We start from the raw sequence: 25,119 nt of genomic DNA, 5'->3' as shown, positions 1-25,119 counted from the left end.
CGTCGAGACCGGATGGTGCGCGACGATCAAAGATCTGGAGGGTGTTTCCATGGTGCTTTCACGAGGCGGCTTGCTTTTATTCATCGGGTTGTTCCTGGGTGTCGGCTGTTCGGGAACCGCCGGCAACCGCGGCGAGCGGCCGACGGCGGTGATCTTGGTCATCGGTGACGGCCTCGGCACTTCGCAGATCACCTATGCCCGGCGGCAAATGCTGGCGGAGGGCGAACGCTTCGCCTTCGAATCCCTGCCGACCGTCGGGCTGGTGACCACCTACTCGGCTTCGAACGCCGTCACCGACAGCGCGGCGGCGGCCACCGCCTTTGCCTCCGGGGTGAAGACCTCGAATGGCGTGGTCGGCCTCGATCCCGAGGGTAATCCCCTGCGCACATTCTCTGACCAGGCGATGGAGCAGGGCTGGAAGGTGGGCTATGTGACCGATACGGCGATCACCCACGCCACGCCGGCCGGTTTCTACGCCCACGTTGAAGACCGTTACCTGGACTTCGACCAGATCGCTCTGGATCTGCTGGAACAAGGGCCGGATGTCGCCCTCGGCGGTGGGCGGCGGGATTTTGCGCCGCCGCCGGACTCCGGTCGCCGCCAGGACGGTCGAAATCTCCTGGATGAGGCCGCAGAACAGGGCTACACCGTGTGGGACTATGACAGTGACCTCTCGGCCACCCCTCCGGATCGCCTGCTCGGTCTCTTCGCCGCCAATCACCTGGGCTATGCCTTGGACGAACAGCGACTGGCCGCAGACCTGCGCACGCCGCCCCTCGACCGCCTGGCGGAGATTGCTCTGGAAGTTCTCTCCCGCGACGACTCGCCTTTCTTTCTGCTGCTCGAAGGTGGTCGTATCGATCACGCCGGTCATGACTTCGACTCGGCTAGCGTGGCTGCTCAGGTGGCCGCCTTCGATCGAGCGGTCGAAACGGTCCTCGCCTTCCAGAAGAAGCGGCCGGGTACCCTGGTGCTGTTGACCGCAGATCACGCCACCGGCGGCCTGGCCATCAATGACTATGTCGACTGGTCTGCTGCCGAGCGCCAGAACTCGTCCGTCGCCTGGGCGGTCTCGTCTCTCAAGGACGTGGACGATCCGGCGACGCCGAAAGATGTGCGGGAATGGATGGGGTTTGACGATCTAACGGCCGAGGGTCTGGAAGAAGTCCGCGTCACCGGCGACAGCTACGAAGCGGCTCGCCGCCTCGGCGCGATGATCGGTGAACGCGACGGCGTCACCTGGATTCCCCGCGTCGAGCCCTTCGAAACGGCCGGCCACACCGGCGAGGACGTACCGCTGTTTGCCGGCGGCCCTGGCGCCGAACGCTTTGCCGGCGTGCTGGACAACACCGACATCCCCAAGCGCCTGAGTGCTCTCCTCGGTTGGGGTTCACCGAACGGCTGAAGGACGGCCCTTCCTCGCGGCCTTCACGGAAAGGAAAACCGGTCGTCGGGCACACCGGAGTGAACTCCGATGAATGGCTGTGCACGGTCCGGCGATTCGGTCGCCGGACGGTAGAACGTTCCGCAAGGAATAGGAAGTTGGTGAGAAGGTTGGGCTAGAGAGAGACCCCTTCCAGCGCCAGCAGCCCGGCCTTGATGTGGGTGCCGCCGGCGAAGCCGGTGAGGGAGCCGTCGGCGCCGAGCACCCGGTGGCAGGGGATGACCACCGCCAGGGGATTGAGGCCGTTGGCGCGGCCGACGGCGCGGGAGGCGGTGGGGCGGCCGATGTCTGCGGCGAGGGCCGAGTAGGAGGTGGTCGTGCCGAAGGGCAGGTGCTGAAGCGCTCGCCAGACTTCCGCCTGGAACGGCGTGCCATGGAGAGCGATGGGCAGGTCGAAGGAGCGCCGCCGGCCGGCGAAGTACTCCTGGAGCTGAGCGACGGCCGGCCGGCAGGGCTCGTCATTCCACCGGATGCGGGCGCCGCGCAGCTTGCCCGGTGCGTACTTTTTGGGGCTGAAGCTGGCGCGCACCAGGTGGCCCTCTTCATCCGTCGCGACGAAGAACGGTCCGAAGTCCGTCGCCAGCCAGGTGGCGTGGAGGGTGGCGACGCTCATGCCGGTGCCACCAGCGACTCCCACAGATGAAACACCGCCAGCCCGCGATACGGAGCGAAGGGCGCCAGCCACTTCGCCTGCTGGGCGGCGGCGGCGCGGCCGGTGAGGCCTGCGAGGCGCTCGATGGCCTGGCCGAGGCCGGCGTCGCCGATCGGCGCGGCATTGTGAAAGCCGAAACCGCGCAACAGCATGTAGCCGGCGGTCCAGGGACCGACGCCGCGCAGCTCCAGTAGGCGCCGCTCCGCCTCCGTCGCGGTGCCGTCGGCCAGGCCGTTCAGGGGCAGATCTCCGGCGGTGATCCGGCGGGCAAAGTCGATCAAGTAGGCGGCTTTGGAGCGCGAGAATTGGAGCTTCAGGAGGTCCTCGGCGTGCAGTTCGGCGACCGCTTGGGGCGAAGGGTGGGCGACCAGGTCACCCACCGGCCGGCCGCAGCGTGCCGCCAACCGGCGGCGCAGGGTGTAGGCGAAGGCGAGGTTCACCTGCTGGCCGACCACCGCCCAGACCAAGGCTTCCCACGGACTGGCGGTGAGCGGCACTCGCAGACCGGCATGGCGCGCAACCCACGGCGCGAGGGAAGTTTCCGCCGCTAGACCCTCGAAGGCCATCGGGTCCGGGCCCAGCCCCAGGAAACGCACCGCCACCGCGTGGGCCGCGCGCAGATCCTCGGCTGCCGGAGGTCGGTGCATGCTGGCGAGGGAACAGAGCACCCGATCGGCCTCGAAACGAAGCTCCAGCAGCGCCGGTCCGGAAGGCAATTCGAGTGCTTTGACGGCTCGATCCTCGCTGGAGCGTTCGAGGGTGCTCTGGGGATCGCGGCCGAGTAGCCGCAACGGGGTGGCCGCGCGAAAAGGCGTTGGCAGCACCAGCTCGAAGTAAGGTCTCGATCCCAGGTTTGCGTAGGCACCGGGGGTGAGGCCGGTCGCCGCCTTGAAACGGTCGTAGAACGCCGAGACCGACTCGTAGCCGACGGCGAAGGCGACATCCGTGGCGGTCGCCTCGCCGGCCGCCAGCAGGCGCTGGGCGGCGGCGATCCGCAGGCGGTGGAGAAGCTCCGCCGGGGTGGTGTGCAGATGTCGGCGCACCAAGCCGGTGAGCTTCGAGGCGCCGACTCCCAGGTGCTCGGCGAGAGCGGTGACCGTCGAAAAGGCGGTCGGATCGCGACGGATCTCGGCGAGGACCGCCGCCAGGCGGTCGTGATCCGGATCCTCGCCCCGGTAAAAACCGTCCGGACGACATCGCTTGCAGGGCCGGAGCCCCGCCGCGCGGGCTTCCGTCAAGCTGCCGAAGAACTCGACATTCTTCGCTTTCGGCTTGCGCGCCCGGCAGGAGGGAAGGCAGTAGATCCCGGTGGAAAGGACGCCGGTGAGAAACAAACCGTCGGCCGTGGGGTCGCTGGCATACATGCGCGACAGCATGCTTTCCCGCGAGCCGTCCGGCGGAGCGCCGGAGTTCATCGATCGGCCTGCCAGCGGCAGGCTTTCCAAGGGCAAGGTTTCCATGGGGCTACCTTACACAGCGGAGGCCGGATGGCGCTTCCGGCTGGGCGCGCTGGAATTTTTCGTTGCAGTCGACCGGGGCTCCGATAGGCTCGGCTGCTCAGGTCCACCGCACTCATCAGCGATCAAACGGAGAGCCCTGATGTCTGAACTAAGCCCCATGTCCGAATCGAGCACCGCCGAAGTCCGCCAACGCTTGTTGACCCTACTCGCCGAGCGCAGCTATCAGCGCCGGCGGGTGATCTTGGCGAGCGGCCGGGAGTCGGACTTCTATTTCGACAGCAAACAGACGGTGCTGGGAGCGGAAGGTGCCTGGTTGACCGGCAGGTTGTTCTACCGAGCCATCGCCGAGCTGCCGGAGTTCGAAGAACTCGACGCGGTGGGCGGAATGGAGCTGGGGTCGGTGCCCATCGCTTCGGCCATCGCGGTGGTGAGTCAGCTCGCTAGCCTTTCCGGGGCCGGTCGCACTCTCGATCAGCTCATCGTCCGTCGCGCTCCCAAACAGCACGGCACCCAGGCGGCGGTAGAGGGTTCGCCGCAGGTACCGGCGGGATCCAAGGTGGCGGTGGTGGAGGATGTGGTGACCACCGGCGGATCGTCCCTGCGGGCCGTGCGGCGGCTGCGGGAGGAAGGCTACGTGGTGGAGTCGCTGATCACCCTGATCGATCGCCAGGAGGGCGGCCGAGAGGCGATCGAGGCGGAGGATCTTCGGCTGGTGTCCCTGTTCACCAAGGAGAATTTCGAATAGACCACGGGCACCTCAAGTCAGTCGCCGCATCACTTCGAGGCACTGTTCTCGGTAGCCGCCGCCGAACAGGTTGAGATGGTTCAGCAGGTGGTAGAGCTGGAAGAGGTCTTTTCTTTCCCGCTGGCCGGGCGGTAGCGGCCAGGACTCACCGTAGGCGGCGAAGAAGGTTTCCGGAAAGCCTCCGAACAGTTTGGCCATGGCGAGGTCCGCTTCTCGGTGCGCATAGTGGGCGGCGGGATCGATCCAGCGCACCTCACCCTCTTCATCGGACAGCACGTTGCCGCTCCACAGGTCGCCGTGCAGCAGGCAGGGCGGTTCGCCGGCCAGGTCCAGCAGCGAATCCAAGCGGGCCAGAAGCGAATCGCCTAGGCGGTTCAAGGCATCGTCGGCGTGACCGTTGCGTCGCGCCAGGTCGAGCTGAAAGGCCAGCCGGTGGCGGCGAAAGAACTCGGCGCCGTCGGCGCTCCAGCCGTTCGGTTGCGGCGTCCGGCCGAGATAGTTGTCGTGGTCGAAGCCGAAACGTTCGCCGCGGGAGGCGCGATGGTGTTCCGCCAGGCGGCGACCGAAGGATTCCCAGGCGGACGGATGGGAGGCGCCGCGGGAGATCTCCTCCAGGATCAGGAATCGCGTGTCGCCGCTCGCTCCCGGCAGCACGATGGACGGGCCGCGCACCCGGCCGATTCCTTCCAGGGCGCCCAGTCCCTCGGCCTCACGCTCGAAGACGTCCGTCGGCGGCGCGTGCTGGGTTTTCAAGAAGAATCGCTGGCCGTCGGCCAGCACCAGCGTCGAGCCGCGCACCGATGCGATGCGCGCGGCGGCGCCGAGGGCTTCCTGCAGGCGGTTCTCCAGCGACTGCCGCAGAACCGGGGTCACGTTGACTCGGCGGCGGGAAACGCCGGCCGATCCGCAGCGCCGTGGCCGGCGCCCGAGAGCACCGAATCGAGGAGCGCCGGCCCGGCCTGTTCGATCAGGTCCAGGACCTCTTCGAAACCCTGGGCGCCACCGTAGTAGGGATCCGGCACGTCTTTTGGCGAGCCCGCCGGCAGGAAGTCGGACAGCAGGCGGAGTGCAGCCCGCCCTTCGATGCCGAGTTCGTGCAGGTCTTCGAGATTGTCGCGATCCATCGCGACGATCAGATCGAAGTTGTCGAAGTCTTCCGGTTCCACCTTGCGGGCGCGGCTGGTGAGGGTATAGCCGCGCTCCTCCGCCGCCTGACGCATGCGCGGATCGGCTTCCTCCCCCTGGTGATAGGCGATGGTGCCGGCGGAATCTACCTCCACCAGGGCCTCCAGGCCGCGCTCGTCGATCAGGCGCTCGAGCACGCCTTCGGCCGTCGGCGAGCGGCAGATGTTGCCCATGCAGACGAAAAGAATGCGGGACGGGGGGGTTTGAGAATTCATCGCAGATCCGCGGTCGGCGGGCTCCGGGGAGGGAGACCGGTGGATCTTATCTAGGGTCGGTGGCGCCTGTCATCTTTCTGAGTCAACCGGTTCCGGTGCAGGCGGCGCAACGGCCGTAGAGGATGATCTCGTGATCTTCCGTTCGGAAGCCGGCCGGCGCCAGCCCGGCGACTTCGCCGGGGCAGTCGTCCACCTCATAGACCCGGTCGCAGGCGCGGCAGTGGAAATGATGGTGGTGGTCTTTGCCGGTCAGCTCATAGCGGCTGGGGCCGCCGGGCAGGTCGACGGTGCGCAGCCAACCTTTCTCGACCAGCGACTTGAGGGCGCGGTAGACGGTGGCGATCCCCAGTCCCGGGGCTCCGTCTTCGGCCAGGTCCAGAATTTCCTGCGGACTCAGCGGCCGGTTGGCCTGTTCGAGGGCCCGGCGGATCGCCGCGCGCTGATTGGTGCGCCGTTGCATGATCGGGAGGGATGATAACGGGGTTTCTATTTCACCGCGAGCGGTGTCTGAGAAAGGGCGAGCACGAGAGTCGCTAAACTAGCGACCATGAGAGTTCTTCCCCTGCGTCGCTCCGTTCTCACCTTGTTGACCCTGTTCGTTGTCTTCGCCGCCTGCCAGACGGCCGGTCCGGATTCGTCGGATCGCCCGCCCAAGGCGGAGGAGGAGGCTCCCGTGCTCGGACCGCAGTCCTGGCAGGATCTCGATCCCTTGATCGATAAGCGGAAATACAGCGAGGCCGGGCGCCTAGCGGAGCGGCTTCTGGCGGCGACTCGGGCGGCGGGCGACGAGGAGGGTTGGACCCGGGCCCTGCTCATCTCGGCCCGCCTCGCCCGCGCCCGCGGGGAGATGGACGGGGCGGTCACTCTGCTGCGCGAGGAGGAATGGCCGACGGCTCCCGCTTCACAGTTGTTGCTGGGACTGGTGTACGGCGATGCTCTCGTCCAGTACCAGAGGAACTACGGCTGGGAGATCGCCCAGCGCGAACGGGTGGGTCCGCGGCACGAAATTCCCCTCGACCGGTGGACCGAGAAACAACTGATCGCGGAGGCTCACGAAGCCTTCGGCCGGGCCTGGGCGATGCGCGATGGGTGGGGCGCCGAGGGTCTCGGTGATCTGGCCGAGCACTTCGAAGCGGGCACCTACCCGGAGCGCATCCGCGGCACTCTGCGGGATACGGTGAGCTACCTGTGGACCGACCTGCTGGCGGACTCGTCCCTGTGGTCCGTGGGAGAGTCGAACGCCCTCTACCGATTCGACCTCGATTTTGCCCTTGGCGAGCCGGCGCCTCGTCTGGATTCGCTGCCGGAGGACGGGCATCCGCTGCTGAAGATGGCGGCGGTTCTACGGGATCTCGAACGTTGGCACACCCAGGGTGAGCGCCCCGAGGCCGCTTTCGAGGCCCGGCTGGTGTTGCTGGACTCTCTTCGCCAGGCACTCGACCAGGAGGCGGCGAGGCAGACCCTCGAGGTCGATCTACAACGCGCCCTCGATGAACTGGGCGCCGAGTGGCCGTGGTGGTCGATGGGGATGGCCACCCGCGCCGAGTGGGTGCGGTCGGGCGAACAGCCGAACGCTCGGACAGAAGCGCGTGCTCTCGCCCTCGAGGCGGTCACCGTCCATCCGAAGAGCCTCGGAGGCCAGCGCGGACGCTCCATCGCCGAGAGCATTGAGGCTCCGGCCTACCAGATGAACGCCATGGCGGCGGATGCTCTGGGGCAGCGCTCGGTGCGGGTGCTCCACAAGAATCTGCCGCGACTCTATTTCCGCGCCTATCGTCTGGATGTGGACCAACGCCTGAGAAAGATGGGCTTGGACGATGAGGTTCGGTCCGGCAACGGCTATCCGAGATTCAACCTTTCGAGCGCCGAGATCGAGAGAGTCCTCGCTCGGAGAACCCCTGCCGCTGCCTGGGGTCTCGAACTGCCGGCGACGCCGGATTTTCGCCGGCACGCGACCGATGTCACGCCACCGATGGAGGTTCCCGGCCTCTACCTGCTGGTGGCATCGGCGCGCGAAGACTTCCGCGAGAAAAAGAATCGGTTGGTCGGATTGACCCTCACCCTGGGCGACCTGGTGTTGCTGTCGCAGTGGAACGAAGGACGGCTGGAACTGACGACGCGGTCCGGCTCGACGGGCCAGCCGCGGCGGGGCGTGGAGGTCGCCCTCTTCCGCTGGGATTGGCGAGATCCGCTGAAGACGGTGGGTCGAGGAGCGACGGACGACCGGGGCCGAAAGCCGTTCTCGGTCGAAGAGCAGCGCGGGTTCTTGGCCGTTGCGCGGCACGGTGACGAAGTCGCCGTGCTGCAGGACACCGGTGACCGGTTCGACTCCGAAGAGAGGAGGGTGGAGCGAGGTCTGGTGTACACCGACCGGAGCGTGTACCGGCCGGGGCAGACGGTACGCTTCAAGGTGGTCGCCTACGGTGGAATGGCGAGCGCTGGGCGCTTCGAGGTGCTGCCGGAACGAACCGTTTCCGTCCGGTTGGTCGACGCCAACGGCGAGACCGCCGCCGAGACCGCCGCCACCACTAATGCCTTCGGTTCGATTGCCGGTGAGTTGGAGATTCCCGCCGGCCGACTGCTCGGTCTCTGGCGCCTGGAGACCTCGCTCGATGGTTCCGATCATCCGGTGCGGGTGGAGGAGTACAAACGGCCCACCTTCGAGGTGACCGTCCGCGCGCCGGAGGAGCCACCGCGGCTCAATCGCCGGACGGTGCTGCGCGGCGAGGCTCGCTACTACTTTGGTCTGCCGGTGAGCGGCGGCGAAGTGTCCTGGAGCGTGACCCGAGAACCGCAGTGGCGCCCTTGGATGCAGCGGGTCTTCTCGCCGGCTGACTGGAGCTCGCAGGTGGTGGCCTGGGGCGAGAGCATGGTGGAGGCAGACGGCACTTTCGGGATGGCCTTCACGCCCGAGGGCGACGAGTCCGCCGAAGGCATGGTCTACCGCTACCGGGTGGAGGCGGCGGTGACCGAGGCCGGCGGCGAAACACGCCGCGGGGAAAGGGTTTTCCATCTGGGGACGGCGGCGATCCAGGCGAGCCTGGAAGTCACCGGTGGTTTCCAGCGCTCCGAGACGCCCTTCGAAGTGGACGTTGTGCGCACGGACCTCGACGGCGCGCCGCGTGCCGGCCGCGGCACCTGGAGTTTGGTTTCACTGGAGCAGCCGGCCACGGCGCGGCTGCCTCACGAACGCCCGCTGGCAGCGGAGGGATTCCAAACCCCGGACGACTTGAAGCCGCCGCGCTACGCCGACGGTCTCGAACCGGCGCGCACCTTGGCCCGCTGGGGTGCCGGCCGAGAGATGTCTTCGGGGGAGCTGCACCATGGCGACAACGGCCGTTCGGTGGCTGAGATTCCGGCCCTGGCGCCCGGCGTCTACCGCTTGATCTACCGCACGGAAGATCCGTGGGGTCATTCCTTTGAGGCATCGCGAGATCTGGTCGTCGCCGGCCGCGGCGACCTGCCGCTGGCCTTGCCGCTCTTCCTGGCGGCGGAGCAGACATCGATCGAGGCGGGCGAAACGCTGCCGGTGTTGGTGCACTCGGCGTTTCCGGGGCAGGAGATGGAACTGGAAGTGAAGTTCCGGAATCGGGCCGAACGGCGGACCCTGATCGCCGGCGAGAGTCCCACCGTGGTCGAGATTTCGCTGCCTCCGGAGGCCCGAGGTGGAGTGGCCTTGAGCCTGCACGCGGTGCGCGACCACCACCTGCTGCGCCTGGACGAATCGGTTCTCGTACCGTGGTCCGATCGCGAGCTGCATCTGGAGCTGGAGACCTTCCGCGACCGGCTGCGGCCCGGCGACCGAGAGACCTGGACGGTGCGTTTGACCGGCGCCGACGGGCGCTTAGTGGAGGGCGAAGCGGCGGAGTTGCTGGCCTACATGTACGACCGCAGTCTTGATCTCTTCGCCCCCCATGAGCCGATGAATCCTCTGCTGCTCTACCCTCGGGATGTCTACGCGAGGGGTGTCGGCTCGAACCTCGGCCTGGCGCCTACCCTGTTGCGACGGGCAGAGAGCTTTGCACGCTCGCGCCGGCCGCCCCAGCTTCGCGCCGTGCAGTTGAAGCGCCTCGCCGGTTGGTATAGGCAGCAGTTCGCCGCCAGATCCTTATTTGAAGAGGTCACGGTGACCGACGACTTGGCCGAGGTCGGATTCGCCGAGGAACTGGTGGTCGCCTCGGCGGCATCGCCGCCGACGGAGCAAGACGGACGAGCGGTGTTCGAGGAAGGTCCGCTGGAGGTGGTGGGGTACGCCCCGGAGGTGTCGGTGACCACGGTCAGTGCCGCTGGTTCTTCTCGCCTCGAGGACATCGAGCCGCGCAGCAACTTCTCCGAAACCGCCTTCTGGCTCCCACAACTCACCATGACCTCCGATGGCGTCGCCGAGATCGCCGTCGAAGTGCCCGACTCGGTCACCGAGTGGCAGCTCTGGGTGCTGGCCTTGACCCGCGATCTGCGGGCCGGTTCGGTCTCCGCTCGTACCCGCACCATCAAGGAACTACAGATCCGCCCGGCGGTGCCGCGTTTCCTGCGCGAAGGCGACCGGGCGGTGCTCGAGGTGCTGGTGGACAACGCCGGCGAGGAGAGGCTGGACGGCGAAGTGCGAGTGGAGATGGTCGACGCTGAAAGCGGCGAACCGATCGCCGGTGATTTCCGCCTCAGGCCCAATCGCCGTCAGTTCCGGGTGGAGGCCGGTCGCAGCGAGCGCCTTTCGTTCCGGCTGGAGGCACCGGATGGCCTGGCGGCGAATGCCGCCCTGCGGGTCACCGGTCGGGCCGGCGACCTGACGGACGGGGAACTGCGCCCGCTACCGGTGCTGCCGGGCCGCATCCATCTGGCCGAAAGCCGCTTCGCCGCCCTCCAGGACGAGGAGCGCGAAGTGCTGCGCTTTCCGGAGCTAGCACGCGATACGGACGCCACCCGCCGCACCGAACAGCTCGTCGTGACGGTCGACGGCCAGCTCTTTTACTCCGCTTTGGCGGCGCTGCCGTATCTGGTGGACTACCCCTACGAATGCACCGAGCAGACCCTCAACCGCTTCCTCTCGACGGGCATTTTGACCAGCCTCTACCAGCGTTACCCGGTGGTGGCGTCCGCCGCCGAGGAGATGGCGGAGCGTGAAACCCGCCTCGCCCCTTGGGACGCCGACGATCCGAACCGCAAGCTGACCCTGGAAGAGACTCCGTGGCGGGCACCGGCGGCCGGCGGCCGGCAGGGGGCCGAGGAGCTGATTGCGGTGCTCGATCCCAAGATCTCCGAGGTGCAGCGGGAGGCCGCCCTGGCGCGGCTGCTGTCGTCGCAGTTCGAGAGCGGCGCCTTTCCCTGGTTTCCCGGCGGGCCGCCGTCGCCCTACATGACCCTCTACCTGATGCAGGGCTTCGCCCGCGCCGCCGAATTCGGCGTGCCGGTGCCGCGGGAGCCGGTGGAGTGGGGTTGGGGCTACCTGCGCCAGTACTACGACGATTTCCGAAAATCGTCCGACGACGAACCGGTCACGTGCTGCTGGGAGTCCTTTGCCTTCCTCGCCTACATTCTGTCGAGCTACCCGGACGAGAGCTACTACCGTTCGGCCTTCTCGGAGGAGGACGAACGGCGACTGCTGGAGGATCTCTTCGAGCATCGCCGGTTCCTCACCCTGCGCCCCAAGCTCTACCTGGCCCTGGCGCTCCACCGGGCCGGCCGGGTGGACGAAGCCCGCGGCCTGCTCGACGTGGTGCTCGACGCCGCCCGCAGCAGCGAGGACGCAGGCGTCTTTTTCGCGCCGGAGGACCGCGCCTGGCTGTGGTACCGGGACACCCTGGAGAATCACGCCTTCGTTCTGCGCGCTCTATCCGAAATGGCGCCGGAAGATCCGCGGCGCCACGGCCTGGTGCAGTGGCTGTTCCTCCAGCGCAAGCTCTCCCACTGGAAGTCCACCCGCGCTACCGCCGAGGCGCTCTATGCCCTGGCCTACTACCTCAACCAAGAGGATGCCCTAGCGGTGCGGGAGGAGATCTCCGTGCGGTTGGGCACTTTGGCCGAGACTTTCGTCTTCGAGGCGGATCGCTTCGAGGGGCCCTCCCGCCGGCTGATCGTGTCCGGAGACGAGGTGGAGCCGGAGATGGCGGAGATCGCCGTGCACAAGAAGTCGCCCGGACTGGCCTTCGCCTCTGCCACCTGGCACTTCTCCACGGAGCGTTTGCCAGAGGAGGCGCGGGGAGACCTGTTCGCAGTGGAGCGAGCCTTCTTCCGCCGCGTCTTGGACGACGGCGAGTGGACTCTCCAACCGCTTTCGCCGGGCGACCCCGTGGCGGTGGGAGACCAGGTGGAAGTGCAGCTCACGGTGCGCGCCTCGGCGCCGGCCGAGTACGTCCACCTGCGCGACCCGCGCGGTGCCGGATTCGAGCCCGAGTCGCTCACTTCCGGCTACCGCTGGGATCTCGGCATCGGTCGCTACGAGGAAGTGCGCGACAGCGGTGCCAACTTCTTTTTCGAAGATCTGCCGGCCGGCGAGTACCTGCTGAAGCACCGTCTGCGGGCCACCATGACCGGCACCTTCAAGGTGGCTCCGGCGACCCTGCAGTCGATGTATGCGCCGGAGTTCACCGCCTACTCGGCGGGACGGAAGGTCGAGGTGGAGCGGCTAGCCCCGTAGGTTCGCGAGGAGCTGGCCCATGCGAATGGGCGCGCCGGGCGTGATTGCCGGCGCCAGCTCCACCGCGCCGGGACCGAACAGAGCGATCACCGTGGAGCCCATGTTGAAGCGGCCCATCTCGGCGCCGAAATCGAGCCGCATGGCGGCGTCACGATAGTTCTTGCGGTGGGGCCGGGAGCGCGTCGGCGGGGTTTCGAGGCCGCCCCATACCGTCTCCACGGCGGAGACGAAGATCGCCCCCACCATCACCAGCGCCATCGGTCCGGCTTCGGTCTCGAAGATCGCCGCCAGCCGCTCGTTGCGGGCAAAGAGCCGCGGTACCGCCCGCGCCGTCGCGGGATTCACCGCCCACAGCCGCCCCGGCACCTGGACCGTCTCCACCAGCTCGCCGGCCAGCGGCATGTGAATGCGGTGGTAGTCCTTCGGCGACAGATACAGAGTGGCGAAGGTGCCGCCGGCAAAGGATCTTGCCCGCTCGGCGTCGCCGCCCAACAGCTCCGCTAGGGAGAAGTCCTTGCCCTTGGCCTGGAAAACCCGTCCATCCTGAATCTCTCCGGCCTGGCTCACCGCGCCGTCCACCGGGCACAACACCGCGCCTTCACCCGAGGCAAGGGGCCGCGCACCTCCGGTAAGCGCCCGGGTGAAGAAGGCGTTGAAGCTTTCGTAGCCCTCCGCCTCGGTCTTCACCGCCTCCGAGAGGTCCACCCGGTACAGCCGGCAGATGAGCCGGATCATGAAGTTCTTGAAGGGCCGAAATCGCCAGCGAGTGAAAGCCAGCACGATGCGCGACAGCCAATGCTGTGGCAGCGGCCACTGGATCAGGGCGAGCAGGCGATCGGCAAGGGAGGGCATGGCGGGGGAGGATAGCAGGGGCGGAATAGGTCGTCTCCGTTCCCCGTAAACTCTGGTGTCATCCCTGTCACGAAAGGAATCGCCATGGGCCTGCGCAGACTTCTGGTCGTTGTTCTTTTTCTCGCTCTTCTGATCGGAGTCGCTCTGGCCGTGCGGGCGGAGAAGTCCTACGTCATCGAGCATTACGACGTTCACCTGGAACTGCAAGAAGACGGTGCCTACGCGGTGCGCGAGACTCTGGAGTTCGATTTCCGCGGTGAGCCCTTCACCTTCGCCTATCGCGAGATCCGGATGGGCGGCATCGACCGCCTGGCGGGGCTTTCGGTGCAGAGCGCCGACGTCGAGATCCTGAAGGTGGACGAGAATTCCGGTTCCCGCCATTCGCTGCGCTGGGAGTTTCCGCCGCGCCTCGGTTCGACTCGCTTCGTGCTCGAGTACCAGGCTTTCGGCGCCCTCCTCGAGACCGAGGGCCGCAACCGCATCGACTGGGATGCCGTCGGCCGCAGTTGGAACGTTCCGATCGAGCAGCTCACGGTCTCCGTCGTGCTGCCCGAGGCCTTCGGGCTGAGCGGCAGCGACGTGACCTTCGAGCCACCGGACGAGGCCACCCTCCGCGCCGCCACCCGTGAAGGCTCCGCCACCGGTTGGGAGGTGCAGTTTCGGTATTGGGACCTGCCGCCGGAGACCGCCTACCGGGTGATCGTGGACTTTCCGCGGCGCCTCGCCGGGCGCACCCCGCCCGCCGGCTCGCCGCCGCCGGGACACATTCTGGGCAGTGCTCTCGCGCTGCTGGCGGGCCTGCTGCCGGGGCTCGCGACGCTCATCCGCCGGGCCAGAGGATCGTCCCTCGCGCCCGGCGGCGGCAGCGATCCGGAGGTGCCGCTGCACGAAGCTGCCGCGCTGCTTCATCCCCTCTCCGCCGTCGCCGAACGCGGCCTGGTGGCGACGGTGTTCGATCTCGCCCGCCGCGGGCACGTCGAGTTGGTGCGCCGGAAGGAGGGAGGCTCCTGGTACCACGGCACCAAGACCTACCTGGAGGCCACGCCGGGCGGCGGCGAGGGACCGCTCTCGCGCTTCGAACAGACCCTTCTCGGCCGCCTCCGGCAGCGCGAGTCGCTGCAGGAATTCGGCCGCAAGGACCGCGCCTTCCGCCGCCGTCAGGTGGCCGCCGTGCGGAAGGAGTTGATTGCCCGCGGCTGGCTCGAGCAGCGCTCGTCGCAGGCCCTACGCTCGCTCCTCCTCGGCCTTCTGGGGGTCGCTCTGGGGATGGTCACCATCGTGCTCCTCGGCGGCGCCGTCGGTTGGGCGTTGGGTGGCCTGATGGCGGGCCTCGCCGGCGGCTGGCTGATGGTCTCCGTCCGCTTCCTGCCGGCGACTCCCGAGGGTGCGCGGCGCCGGACGGCGATCAAGGCATGGATCGAGCGCCTGCACGACGAGGTCAAGGGTCACCTGGAACTCGGCGACGAATCGCGCGCCGCCGAACGTTGGCTGGACTACCTGCCGTGGCTGACCTTGAAACCACAGCCGGGGTTGTTGTCGAAAATGGTGCGCGAGCTCAAGAAGAGCGAAGCGGAGCTGGAGCTGCCCGGTTGGGCGCGGGACGAAACCAAGCGCCGCCGGACCCGTGCGGCGGCGGCCTTCATCGCCTTCGAGCCCTACCTGGTCGCCTGCCGGTCCACCGCCGGGGCGGTGGCGCCAGGGAGCGGCTCGTCGTCCTCCGGCGGGGCCGGGGCGGGCGCCGGCGGAGGCGCCGGGGGTGGTGGTGGCGGAGCTGGTTAGGGCTACAACTCGGCTACGCTGGCCGATGGCGTGCCCTCGCCGAGGGTCGGAAAGGCGTGGCGGCGGTCGAAGGCGCCGTCCGCAGTGAGCCGGAAGTCCGCTAGCTGGAGGCGGCAAGGAACGCTCGCCTTGACCGGAGTGACGATCGCCACTCGATCCGGGTGCACTTCTTCGATGCGGCCGAGGCCAAGACAGTAGCCCTCACCGTCGACCAGTCCCACCGCCGTGCCGGCGGCGGCCGAACCGTCCGCCGGCAGCCAGCCGCGGGCGGACAGAGCGCGCAGCGGGAAAACCCGCCGGTCGGCGTTAAAGAAATGGGCTCGCAGGCGTCCGTCCTGGCGGTCGATCCGCTCTTCGCGGCTCCAGCGCCGCGCGTTGGGCGACGCCGGCAGGCGGTAGAGGCGTGCCGCTTCGTCGAACACTGCCAGAAAGGACTCGCATTCGTTCGCCCGCTGCAGCGCGACGATCTGATTCGCTGCCAGGGCGCGGTGCGCCTGCACCACCAGTTCCCGCGCCCCAGCGCCGGTAAGCGGCGGTAGGTCCACGATCACCGTCCGGGCGCCGGCCTGCCGGACTCTCCGCTCGAGCTGGATCAAACCCGCCAGGACCGGTGCTCGCCGATGGACGGAAGCGGTGGCGCCCACGAAGACCGAGGCGCAGGGGGCGACCCACGGGTTGGTGAGGGCCGCTCCCAGGCAGCCCGGCACGCCGATCGCTGGCATCGCGATGTTGCCGTCGACCAGCGCCGTTCGATCGTTGCCGCGACGCAGTTGATTGAGCAAATGGCGGGCAAAAGACGTTTTGCCGGTGCCCGAACTGCCGATGACGAGGATCACGCCCCGTTCGAGCCGAGCGAGGACTTCGTGCCACTGGGGCGAAGGCAGAATGGAGGACAACGGCGCCATGGCTCGAACGATAACAGCCCCCAGCGGCACATTCTTGGCGCGGCAGAAGGGGTGCGAAACGGTCTGTCGGTGGCCCTGCTACTATGGTCAAGAATGCATATTGGAGATGACGATGTGAGGCGGCCTTCTGCGCGCCTCTGGGGTTGCATCTCCCCCTCCATTGGAGACGACCCATGAAATCCGACGATACGCAGCGCGATATCAAGCGCCGCGATTTCTTGAAGATGGGACTGGGCAGTGCCGCCGCTTTCACTCTGGGTGGCTTGGTGTTGCCGGTCCGCAGGACCTTTGCCGGTGGCGTGACGGTCAACGTGACGCTGGTGGCGGAGTCCTACACGAAGACCCTGGTCGACGGTTCCTCGGTCACCGCCTGGCGCTTCCGCAACCCTGCCGGTGGCGGACCCGGAGGGCTCGATTCGGGTTTGGTGATCAACAGCGACGACACCCTCAACGTCACCGTCACCAACAATCTCGATCGGCCGATCAATTTCGTCGTACCGGGCCTGTTGACCGGTACCGCAACGGTGGCGATGGGCGCTTCGCGGCTCTACTCCATCTCGTCCCCGGCCGCCGGCAGCTACCTCTACCGGGACGACACGACCGCCGGCATCGCCACCGCCATGGGCCTTGCCGGGCCGCTGGTGGTGATGCCCGCCGGCGCCGGTGACCGCCTCTATCCGGGCGGCCCGACCTTCGATCGCCAGTACACGCTATTTCTCCAGGAAATCGACGATCGGTTGAACTCTGCGATTGCCGGTGGCGGCAGCTACGACCTGGCGAACTATGAGCCGAACTACTACTTCCTGAACGGCCTCAGCCATCCCGGCACCAAGGGCGATGCGGACACCCGAATCGTCATGTCGAATGGCGAGGATGTCGCCATTCGAATGATCAACGGCGGCACTATCGTGTCGCCAATGCACTACCACGGCTACCACGTCGACGTGGCGACCCGCGACCGGGTGGTGGAAACGGCGGTGGTGGCAAAGGACACGGTGCTGGTGCGGGTGGACGAGTGCGTCGACGTGATCCTGCAGGTCGATCAGGTCGGCATGTATCCGCTGCACACTCACTATGTACCGGGAGTGACCGCCAACGGGGTGTACGTCAACCCCTTCGGCGGCGCCCTGACGATGCTGGAGGCCACCTGATGCGCACCTTTACTTTTCTCGGACCGGACACCGTGTCGGTGGTCGTGGCGATGAACGGCAGCCAGCAGATGGCCGACGGCACCAACATCGGCACCTGGTACTTCCGCGAGGGGACCGGCCTCGGCTTCAACGGCGACCGCACCATTCCGAGTCCGGTGATCGAACTCACCGAAGGCCAGAACGCTGCCATCACCCTGACCTCCAACCGCCCGCACTCGATCCATCTGCACGGGCTGGACGTCAACCAGGCGAACGACGGCGTGCCCACCACTTCCGGCTACGTGGCGACCTCGGTGCCGATGGACGGCTTCGGACGGGTGCAGGGCTACACCCGCCTGAATTCGCCCTTCACCTATGCCTTCGTGGCGCCGCAGGCCGGTAGCTACATGTACCACTGCCACATCGACACCGCCCTCCACATGGAGCGCGGTATGGCGGGCATGATCATCGTCCGTCCACCGGACGGCAACACCGAAGAGGTATGGGCCGGCGGACCGACCTTCGACAAGGAGTACATCTGGCACCTGCACACCATCGACAGCTCCTGGCACACGGTGCAGGTGAGCGACACCACCCTCAACCGCTACCGGCCGGACTATTTTCTGATCAACGGCAAGAACGGCTCGCAGATCGACACCGACCCGGCGACGGCGATCACCGCGGCGGCCGGCGATCGGGTGCTGATCCGGGCGATCAACGTCGGCTATCAGCCGGCGCTGGTCAAGTTCGGTGGCCTGTCCTTCGACGTGGTGTCGAGCGACGGTCGGCCGCTGGCGTCGACCCTCACCGCATTGACGGAGCTGTGGGTGACCTCCGGCGAGCGCTACGACATCATCTTGACCATGCCGGCGGCGACCGACGTCACCGCCTCCGTCGAGTACTGGAATGTCCGGATGGCTGCGATCCTCGGCACCGCCACGGCGCCGGTGGTGGAGGATCCGACCCTGTTCGCCGATGGATTCGAGAGCGGCGACACCACCCGCTGGTCAAACAGCGTGGAGTGAGGAGCTGCCATGCAGACTGTGGGCCTTGCGGGAAGCGTTTTGATGATCGGCCTGGCCTGGATGACGTCGGCCGCCGTCGATGCCGAAGCACGCCAGGTGGACGACTCGGCCTGGGAAACCCTCGTGCCCAACGCGCGGCGTCCGGCGCCGCAGGTAGTCTCCGGCGGCCAGCCTTCGGCGGAGCAGCTCAAGTCGGCGCGGGAAGCGGGTTTTCGTACCGTCATCAACCTGCGCGGCGAGGGCGAGCCGGGCGCCAAGGGCCAGGAGATCGAGGCCCTGGGCATGGAATACCGGGCTTTCCCGATTGCCAGCGCCGAAGACTTGAACGAGGAGAACGCCCGCGCCTTCTCCGCCCTGCTCGCGGACGCCGACGGTCCGGTGCTGCTGCATTGCGGTAGCGGCAACCGGGTGGGGGCATTGTTTGCTCTGTCGGCCTTCTACGTCGATGGAGCGACTCCCGAAGAGGCGCTCGAAAAAGGGCTCGCTTCCGGCTTGACCGGCCTGGAGCCGGTGGTGCGCCAGCGGTTGGGCGTGCCGGGAGAGTAGCGTCGTCGGTTCTTAGATCAGGGAACCGCCGCGTCCCAGGCTGTGGTAGTGCCGGCCTCGAAGCCATCGGTGAAAATCATCGTCCCGGCGGCGCCCTCGTAGGCTCCGATGTCGTAGGTGGCGCCCTGCGGCCGGGGGGTCCCGAGGATGTCCGTCGGCACCTGCGCCACCGGGTTGCCGGCGTCGAGAAGTGCGCTGGCCGAGGCGGGGCGGTAGTCATCGCCGGGGAAGTCTTCGAACCAATCTAGCGGTTCGCCAGCGAGGGAGTTGGCGTCCTGCCCGGTGGCCGTCCGCCACTCGGCGAGGGTGAGGACGCTGTTGCCGTCGTCGGTGGTGAAGCGGTTTTCTACCGCGTTGTGATCGCTGACGAAGCCGGTGAGGGAGTCGGCGGAAACGCTCATCGCGCCGCGAAAGGAGTGGGCGCTGTAGAACACGTTGTTGCGCACCTCGTTGCCGGTCGAAGCGTTTTGGATGTTGAGCCCCCAGCGGCCGTCCGAGGCCACCACGACGGTGTTGTTGTAGACCCGGTTGTTGATGGACGGCGCGCCGCCGTCGATGCGGTAGAGGGAAATGCCGCTGGCGTGGGTGTCGTAGATCAGGTTGTTGGCGATCCGCGAGAACTGCACGCCGTCGCAGTTGATACCGGAGCCGCCGGCCTCGCCGTTGTCGAAGATGACATTGTTCTCGACGATCGCCTGGCTGATCACTCCGTCGCCGCCGAGTGAAGCGTCGCCGTTCATGTGGATGCCGTTGGCGTTGTTGCCGTGGATGAGATTGCCACGGATCACCGGTCGGTCGCCGCTGTTCGAGACGTAGATGCCGTGCTCGATGACGCTGTTGGTGGTGACGTTGCCTTCGATGGTGAGGTCGTCGCAAAAGCCGGTGAGAATCCCCCAGCGGCCGTTGCCGTCGGCCCGGTTGTTGCGCAGGGTGACGTTCTCGCACAGCACCGCCCGAATGCCGGCGCGGGTACGGCCGTCCACCCGGAAGCCCTCGATCACCAGATGCGAAGCGCCCTCGATGTTGATGCCGTCCGGCGTCGACGCATTGTCCGAGACGATCGACGGCTCTTCCCCCGGAAAGGCCCGCCAGAGGATCGGCTGCACCGCCGTGCCGGAAGTGGTGAGCTGCGCCCCGGCATGGTTCCCGCCGCGCACCAGTACCGTGTCGCCGGGGGACACCTGGCTATCGGCATGCTCCAAGGTCGCCCAGGGGGAGGCGACAGTGCCCGGATTGGCGTCGTTGCCGGCGGGTGGGGGAGCGACGTAGAAGGTGTCGGCGGAGGCGGGGAATGCGCACAGGAGAAAAGAGCTTGCAACCCAGGCTAGTAGTTTCATAGCGGTGAGTCTATGAGATCCGTCGAAGACCCACCCTCAAATGCGAATCAAGGGCACGTCGTAGCTTGCAAGGGTGCGGTCGTGGGTTACCAGCGTGAAGCCTTCGACCTGAGCTTGGGCGACGAGCAGACGGTCGAAGGGGTCGCTGTGGTGAGGCGGTAACTCCCCGACCTTCTCGGCGTGGTCGAAATGGATGGGGAGAGCATTGAAGCCGCTATCCCTAATCCCCTCTTCGAAAGGCTCGGGTATGCGAAGGCGACCGATCGCGCGCTTGATCGCAGCTTCCCAAGCGGAGGCTGCGCTGACGAAGACCGCGTTGGCCGTACCAATGGCGTCCAGGCCCTCCTGGCCCAGTCTCGCGTCGTTGCTTCTCCACCAGAGGAAAACGTGAGTGTCGAGAAGGAGCCTAGTCGTTCGGGTCATTGCGACCCTCGAACGCTGCTAGCAGGTCGTCCGGAAGAGGAGCATCGAAGTCGTCCGAGATCCAGACCTGTCCTTCCCAGCCACCCGGTTTGCGCGGCAAGCTCTCGGTACGAAAGGGACTCAGCTTCGCCAGTGGCACTCCCGATTTGGCGATGATGATCTCTTCTCCCCGGGCTGCTCGATCTACCAGCTTGGACAGAGATGTCTTGGCTTCATAGAGATTGAAGACTGCTTTGGACATTTTCACGCGCTCCTCGCCTTGGTCTCAGCCTGCTTGACTAACCTTGACCAAAAAAATTGTATCCCAAGTCGATTCCGCCGTCCGATAGGATCCCCGTCCCATGAGCGCGATACTCGAAGATCTCATCCAGCTCCTCACTCTGGAGCGACTCGATACCAATCTCTTTCGCGGCCAGAGCCGGGACATCGGCACCAACCGGGTGTTCGGCGGGCAGGTGCTCGGTCAGGCGCTGGCGGCGGCGAACAATACGGTGGAGGGGCGGGTGGTGCATTCGCTCCACGCCTATTTCCTGCGCAAGGGCGACCAGGAAGCCCCAATCATCTACGAGGTGGACCGCCAGCGCGACGGCCGCAGCTTCACCAGCCGGCGGGTGGTGGCGATCCAGCACGGCCATCCGATCTTGAACATGGCGGCTTCCTTCCAGGTACCGGAGGACGGGCTGGAGCACCAGTCGACCATGCCCCAGGTGCCGCCGCCGGAGAAGCTGAAGGACGTCACCGACCACCGACGCCAGCTCCAGGACCGCCTGCCGGATACGAAGCTACCGCGCTATCTGCTGCACGATCGGCCCTTCGAGTTCCGGCCGGTGCAGCTCCCGCAGTTCATCGATCCGGAGCCGCGAGAACCGAGGGCGAGCATTTGGTTCAAGACCACCGGGCCGATGCCCGATGACGAACATCTCCACCGGGCGATGTTGGCCTATGTCTCCGACTACTACTTGATCGGCACCGCCACTCGGCCCCACGGCACGTCGGTGTTCGATCCGCGCCTACAGCTCGCCAGCCTGGATCACGCCCTGTGGTTCCAGCGCCCGTTCCGGCTCGATGAATGGCTGCTGTACTCCATCGTCAGTCCGAGCGCATCCGGCGGCCGGGGCGTTTCCCGCGGCGAAATCTTCCGCCGCGACGGCGCGCTGGTGGCGGTGGTGGCCCAGGAGGGCGTGATGCGCCTGTGGCCGAAAAAAGACAGTTGAAGAAGAATGGGCAGGGTACTGAAGAACTCTGTAGGCTCCTTCAGTACCCTGCTCCGAGCCCGAAGGGCGAGGCGGCGGCGTAAGCCGCCGAAGATGGGGTGAGCCTGAAAAGACTTGACTTTTCGGGCGAGGGGGGCGCCTAGCCCCCCTGGAAAGAAAAGCTGGTAGGGAAGCTGAGATCATAGGCCGAAGGCCTATTTCAGCGACCTGCCAGCTCGGCCATCAGCCGCCGGGTCCGCTCCTCCCACGAGTCGCCGTAAGCCGCCGCCAGCGGCGTGATGCCGTCCGCCAGAAAGGTGGTGCGGTCGAAGTCTTCGCCGAAGGCTCGGCCGACGCGGTAGGCGCCGCGGCGACCCAGCTCGACATCGAGCCAGCGCGGCAGCAGGCGGTCCGGGTCCCGTTCGATCCACTGCGCCGTGCGCGGCGCGGTGTAGAGACTGCCTTCGCCGATGGACTCTCCGGTAGCGAAGTCGTACAGCGGTTCGACCCGTCGCTGGTAGTAGCGTTCGCGGTGGTCGAGGCGCTCGAGTTCGCCGGCGTCCACCTCGAAGGCCAGAGCGTTGAAGTGGTGTCCCTCCGCCGGTTCGACGTTCATCGCGCCGGCTTCGATGCCCGCCTTGCCGAGTTCGCAACTGGCCTGGTAGTGGTCCGGCCGCAGGTTGAAGAGCCGGCGGTAGTCGCGCACGGTCACCGGCCGGGCGACCTTGGTCCCCGCGCGGTCGGCGCCGATGGTGTCGCCCAGAGAACCCTGGTCGAGGAGGGTGCCGTAGCCCACCAGCAGGACGCGGCTCATTCTTCGGCGGCCCCCCGGGCGATGGCGATTCTGCGCACCGCCTCCATCGCATCGGGGCGCTTCCAGCCCACCACCTCGGCTTGGGCAGCGCTCCACGCTCGGTCGCCGATCTCGCCGCGAACTGCCATCAGCCGAGCCTCCATGGTGTCTTTGTCGGTCGGTCGCTGCGAGACCTCCATCGCCTCTCGTCGTCGCTCGGCGAAGGCCGAAAGGCGCGCGGCGGCCAGGCCATCGCCACCCAGGGCGGCGATCTCGGCGGCGATTTCCCAGCAGCGGAGAATCGAAGCTTGGTCATCGACCTCGTCGTAGAGCCGAATCGCTTCGCGCAGTGTGTCGCGGCTGGCGAGCAGGTCGCGGGTCATCAGATGGGCCCGGGCGATGCCCAACAAGCTGTTGGCGACGTTTCGACGATCGCCCACCAGCAGGCGCCGCTCCCGTGCCTTCTCGAAATAGACCTTGGCTTCGTCCGGCTCGTCCTCTTCGAGGGCGAGATTGCCCAGGCCGATCAGGGGAAAACCACTCTCCCACAGGTTTCCGGCGGCCTCGAATCCGGCGACGCTGTCCTTGAGCAGGGCGCGCGCCTCGGGAATGCGCTTGCGGTACAGCTCGGTTTTTCCGAGGTTGTTGCACGCCACCGCCACCAGGCGGTCATCTCCGGCCTCTTGCGCCAAACGGTGGCCTTCGCGGAAGTAGTCCATCGCCTTGTCCGGGTCCCCGTGCATGAACAGGAGGCCGACGTCGCCGAGGGCGTTGGCCAGACGGTCCGGTCGACCGAGACGCCGTTCGAAGCCGAGCACCCGGTAGAAGCAGCGACTCGCTTCGGCGACGTCGCCCTGGCGATAGGCCAGCAGCCCGAGCCCGCTGAGCACCGAAGAGTGCAGTTCGTCCGCCACCCGGTCGTCCGCCTGCAGGGTCGCGGGGTCCGTTCGCGTCTCTTCCGGCACCAGGCGGGTGAGGCGGTCTCTCCCCTCGTGAAAGAAGCCGCGCATCTCCCAGAAGCGCCACATCGCAATGCCGAGCCGGTAGGCCGTTTCGCGATCGCCGGCGGCGCGCAAAGCGGCTCGTAGATTGGGGTGCTCCTGCTCCAGGAGCTGGAGGCGCTCCTTTTGGCCGGTGGCGAGCATCTCGCGGTTGGCCGCTTCCGCGATGTCGAGAAAGTAGGTCGCGTGGCGGCCTCGCACCGTCGGCTCCTCCCCCGCATTCTGGAGTTGGCGCTCGGCGTACTGGCGCACGATCTCCAGGAAGTGGAAACGCTCATTGCCGTCCTTCTCAAGCAGGGACTTGTGGACCAGATCCTCGAAGGCTTCGAGGATGTCGTCGAGTCCCTCGCCGGCCGGTGGATGGTCTTTGCAGATCGCTTCCGCTGCCTCAAAGCTGAAGGAGCCGCGAAAGGCCGCGATGCGTCGGAACAGTCGCCTCGCCGGCGGCGTCAGCAGATCGTGGCTCCAGTCGAGGGTGGCGTCCAGGGTGATGTGATGGGGGTTTTCGGCGGCCTGGGGACTCTGCCGCAGAAAACTCGCATCGTCCAGGCGATCGGCGACGCTTTGGACGGACAGCGGCGAAACCCGCGCGGCGGCCAGTTCGAGGGCGAGGGGGATGCCTTCCAGGCGCCGGCAAATGCGCGCTAAGGCGCCGGCATTCGAGGGATTCAGCCGGAAGGATTCATCGCTCCGCTGGACGCGGTCGACGAAAAGTTGAACCGCCGGCACACGAATCAGCTCCAGCGGCGGCAGGCCGGTATGGCGAGGCACCTCGAGCGGCGCCAGGCCGAGCATCACTTCGCGCTTGCCCAGGTTCAGAGGCTCGCGGCTGGTGGCGAGGAAGCGGACTTCCGGGCATTCGTCGAGGAGGTAGCGCAAAAGCTGGGCACAGGCCGAGATCAGGTGTTCACAGTTGTCGAGGACGATCAGTAGCTGCTTCTTGCGAAGCTGCTCGGCCAGGGCGCGGGTCGGCGGCTTTTCCGCTTGCTCGCGAATCGACAGGGTCTTCGCCACCGTCTGGGGCACTAGCGCCGCCTCCACCACCGGTGCCAGGGAAACGAGCCATACCCCGTCCCGAAAGGACTCCAACTGGCGACGGGCGACTTCGAGGGCCAGGGAGGTCTTGCCGAGGCCGGCGAATGCCGCCAGGGTCACCAGGCGATGGCCGCCCAGCGCCTTCTCGACTCGCTCGATGTCGCCGCCGCGGCCGACCAGGGGCTCGTGCTCTGCGGGCAGGTTGTGAAGAGGTTCTTCCGTCCTATCCGCTGCCGGGGCAGTGGGGATTGCTGTGGGGGAGCCGAGGGGTGGTTTCTCAATCGCCGGCTGGCCGAGCAGGTGTAGGCAGAGTAGGTCGAAGCTCTCCGCTTCGCTGACGTTGAAGTAGGTGAAGGAGCGCAGCGGCAGAGCGATGAGTTCGGCGTGGTCGCGGTCGAAGATGATCGGCACGAGCTTGCGATTGCGCCCCGCCGATTCGAAGAACACCTGACTGAGCATGAGGGCCTCGGACCGGGAGCCGAGGCGCTTGGATCCGTCTTCGATCTCTTCGCCCTTGAACGCTTTGGAGTAGGTGGGATCGAAAACGAGAAGCACGAAATCGGCTTGTTCGATCTGCTGGCGAGACCACTCCTGCCAGCCTCGCTCCGGACCGATCACGTACTGATCGATGTCGGAGTCGATGCCCCGCTCCAGCAGGCGACCGGAGAGATCCTTCACCCGCGCTTTGTGCTCGGGAGAACTCTGGCTGTAGCTGATGAAGACCTTGGGTGGCCGTCCTGTCGGGGAAGAAATGCTCATCGTCGC

20 protein-coding genes are annotated in these 25,119 nt (G+C 66.9%); 8 read left to right on the top strand and 12 right to left on the bottom strand.

Going from position 1 to position 25,119, the window contains the following annotated elements; all coding sequences use genetic code 11:
* Positions 1-49 precede the first annotated feature (49 nt).
* Complete coding sequence (locus AAF481_11080) at positions 50-1,405, top strand: alkaline phosphatase (GenBank protein MEM7481707.1); 1,356 nt, start codon at positions 50-52, stop codon at positions 1,403-1,405.
* Positions 1,406-1,559: 154 nt separating this feature from the next.
* Here AAF481_11080 and AAF481_11075 read toward each other — a convergent pair whose 3' ends face one another.
* Positions 1,560-2,057, bottom strand: coding sequence for a methylated-DNA--[protein]-cysteine S-methyltransferase (locus AAF481_11075; GenBank protein ID MEM7481706.1), 498 nt, complete (start codon positions 2,055-2,057; stop codon positions 1,560-1,562).
* Positions 2,054-3,556: an Ada metal-binding domain-containing protein gene (locus AAF481_11070; protein ID MEM7481705.1), complete on the bottom strand. Its 1,503-nt coding sequence runs from the start codon at positions 3,554-3,556 to the stop codon at positions 2,054-2,056. Before AAF481_11070 ends, AAF481_11075 begins: the two co-directional genes overlap by 4 nt.
* Positions 3,557-3,695: 139 nt before the next feature.
* On the opposite strand from AAF481_11070, the gene pyrE reads away from it, so the two are divergent.
* A complete protein-coding gene (gene pyrE / locus AAF481_11065; GenBank protein MEM7481704.1) occupies positions 3,696-4,301 on the top strand; it encodes an orotate phosphoribosyltransferase in 606 nt (201 codons plus the stop codon).
* A gap of 12 nt (positions 4,302-4,313) precedes the next feature.
* Here the strand turns inward: pyrE and AAF481_11060 are convergent, their stop codons facing one another.
* The 3 genes from AAF481_11060 to AAF481_11050 all read right to left on the bottom strand — a co-directional run bounded on the left by AAF481_11060 (position 4,314) and on the right by AAF481_11050 (position 6,161).
* Positions 4,314-5,174 carry a fructosamine kinase family protein gene (locus AAF481_11060; protein ID MEM7481703.1) on the bottom strand — a complete coding sequence of 287 codons (861 nt, stop codon included), beginning with the start codon at positions 5,172-5,174 and terminating at the stop codon, positions 4,314-4,316.
* Positions 5,171-5,701: a low molecular weight protein-tyrosine-phosphatase gene (locus AAF481_11055; GenBank protein MEM7481702.1), complete on the bottom strand. Its 531-nt coding sequence runs from the start codon at positions 5,699-5,701 to the stop codon at positions 5,171-5,173. Before AAF481_11055 ends, AAF481_11060 begins: the two co-directional genes overlap by 4 nt.
* 82 nt (positions 5,702-5,783) lie before the next feature.
* The gene (locus tag AAF481_11050; protein ID MEM7481701.1) at positions 5,784-6,161 is read right to left on the bottom strand and encodes a transcriptional repressor; all 378 of its coding nucleotides are present in this window, start codon (positions 6,159-6,161) and stop codon (positions 5,784-5,786) included.
* Between the two features lie 87 nt (positions 6,162-6,248).
* Between AAF481_11050 and AAF481_11045 the strand changes: the two genes are divergently transcribed.
* Positions 6,249-12,335 (top strand): alpha-2-macroglobulin family protein, encoded by a 6,087-nt coding sequence (locus tag AAF481_11045; protein ID MEM7481700.1) that lies wholly within the window; start codon positions 6,249-6,251, stop codon positions 12,333-12,335.
* Here the strand turns inward: AAF481_11045 and asd are convergent.
* Positions 12,324-13,187 carry an archaetidylserine decarboxylase gene (asd, locus tag AAF481_11040; GenBank protein MEM7481699.1) on the bottom strand — a complete coding sequence of 288 codons (864 nt, stop codon included), beginning with the start codon at positions 13,185-13,187 and terminating at the stop codon, positions 12,324-12,326. The two genes, AAF481_11045 and asd, sit on opposite strands and share 12 nt — an antisense overlap.
* An 84-nt stretch (positions 13,188-13,271) precedes the next feature.
* Between asd and AAF481_11035 the strand changes: the two genes are divergently transcribed.
* Positions 13,272-14,966, top strand: a complete 1,695-nt coding sequence (locus AAF481_11035; GenBank protein MEM7481698.1) for a DUF2207 domain-containing protein — start codon at positions 13,272-13,274, stop codon at positions 14,964-14,966.
* A gap of 2 nt (positions 14,967-14,968) precedes the next feature.
* On the opposite strand, the gene AAF481_11030 is transcribed toward AAF481_11035, so the two are convergent.
* The gene (locus AAF481_11030) at positions 14,969-15,871 is read right to left on the bottom strand and encodes a Clp1/GlmU family protein (GenBank protein ID MEM7481697.1); all 903 of its coding nucleotides are present in this window, start codon (positions 15,869-15,871) and stop codon (positions 14,969-14,971) included.
* A gap of 173 nt (positions 15,872-16,044) precedes the next feature.
* Here AAF481_11030 and AAF481_11025 point away from each other — a divergent pair, with 173 nt between their 5' ends.
* Genes AAF481_11025 through AAF481_11015 form a run of 3 tightly spaced genes read left to right on the top strand, consistent with a single transcriptional unit; the run spans position 16,045 to position 18,572 of the window.
* Positions 16,045-17,022: a multicopper oxidase domain-containing protein gene (locus AAF481_11025; GenBank protein MEM7481696.1), complete on the top strand. Its 978-nt coding sequence runs from the start codon at positions 16,045-16,047 to the stop codon at positions 17,020-17,022.
* Positions 17,022-18,026 (top strand): multicopper oxidase family protein, encoded by a 1,005-nt coding sequence (locus tag AAF481_11020; protein MEM7481695.1) that lies wholly within the window; start codon positions 17,022-17,024, stop codon positions 18,024-18,026. Before AAF481_11025 ends, AAF481_11020 begins: the two co-directional genes overlap by 1 nt.
* Before the next feature lie 9 nt (positions 18,027-18,035).
* The gene (locus tag AAF481_11015; GenBank protein ID MEM7481694.1) at positions 18,036-18,572 is read left to right on the top strand and encodes a sulfur transferase domain-containing protein; all 537 of its coding nucleotides are present in this window, start codon (positions 18,036-18,038) and stop codon (positions 18,570-18,572) included.
* Between the two features lie 17 nt (positions 18,573-18,589).
* On the opposite strand, the gene AAF481_11010 is transcribed toward AAF481_11015, so the two are convergent.
* Genes AAF481_11010 through AAF481_11000 form a run of 3 tightly spaced genes read right to left on the bottom strand, consistent with a single transcriptional unit; the run spans position 18,590 to position 20,573 of the window.
* Positions 18,590-19,909, bottom strand: coding sequence for a right-handed parallel beta-helix repeat-containing protein (locus AAF481_11010; protein ID MEM7481693.1), 1,320 nt, complete (start codon positions 19,907-19,909; stop codon positions 18,590-18,592).
* Between the two features lie 36 nt (positions 19,910-19,945).
* Positions 19,946-20,332, bottom strand: coding sequence for a type II toxin-antitoxin system VapC family toxin (locus AAF481_11005; GenBank protein ID MEM7481692.1), 387 nt, complete (start codon positions 20,330-20,332; stop codon positions 19,946-19,948).
* Entirely contained in the window at positions 20,316-20,573 is a 258-nt protein-coding gene (locus tag AAF481_11000; protein ID MEM7481691.1) for a type II toxin-antitoxin system Phd/YefM family antitoxin, read from the bottom strand. Before AAF481_11000 ends, AAF481_11005 begins: the two co-directional genes overlap by 17 nt.
* Before the next feature lie 100 nt (positions 20,574-20,673).
* On the opposite strand from AAF481_11000, the gene tesB reads away from it, so the two are divergent.
* The gene (gene tesB / locus AAF481_10995) at positions 20,674-21,546 is read left to right on the top strand and encodes an acyl-CoA thioesterase II (protein MEM7481690.1); all 873 of its coding nucleotides are present in this window, start codon (positions 20,674-20,676) and stop codon (positions 21,544-21,546) included.
* Positions 21,547-21,745: 199 nt separating this feature from the next.
* On the opposite strand, the gene AAF481_10990 is transcribed toward tesB, so the two are convergent.
* Positions 21,746-22,339 (bottom strand): gamma-glutamylcyclotransferase family protein, encoded by a 594-nt coding sequence (locus tag AAF481_10990; GenBank protein MEM7481689.1) that lies wholly within the window; start codon positions 22,337-22,339, stop codon positions 21,746-21,748.
* Positions 22,336-25,113, bottom strand: coding sequence for a tetratricopeptide repeat protein (locus tag AAF481_10985; protein MEM7481688.1), 2,778 nt, complete (start codon positions 25,111-25,113; stop codon positions 22,336-22,338). Before AAF481_10985 ends, AAF481_10990 begins: the two co-directional genes overlap by 4 nt.
* Positions 25,114-25,119 lie beyond the last annotated feature (6 nt).

Source organism: Acidobacteriota bacterium (assembly GCA_039030395.1).
GTDB lineage: Bacteria > Acidobacteriota > Thermoanaerobaculia > Multivoradales > JBCCEF01 > JBCCEF01.
This window is presented reverse-complemented; position numbering and strand designations above follow the sequence as displayed.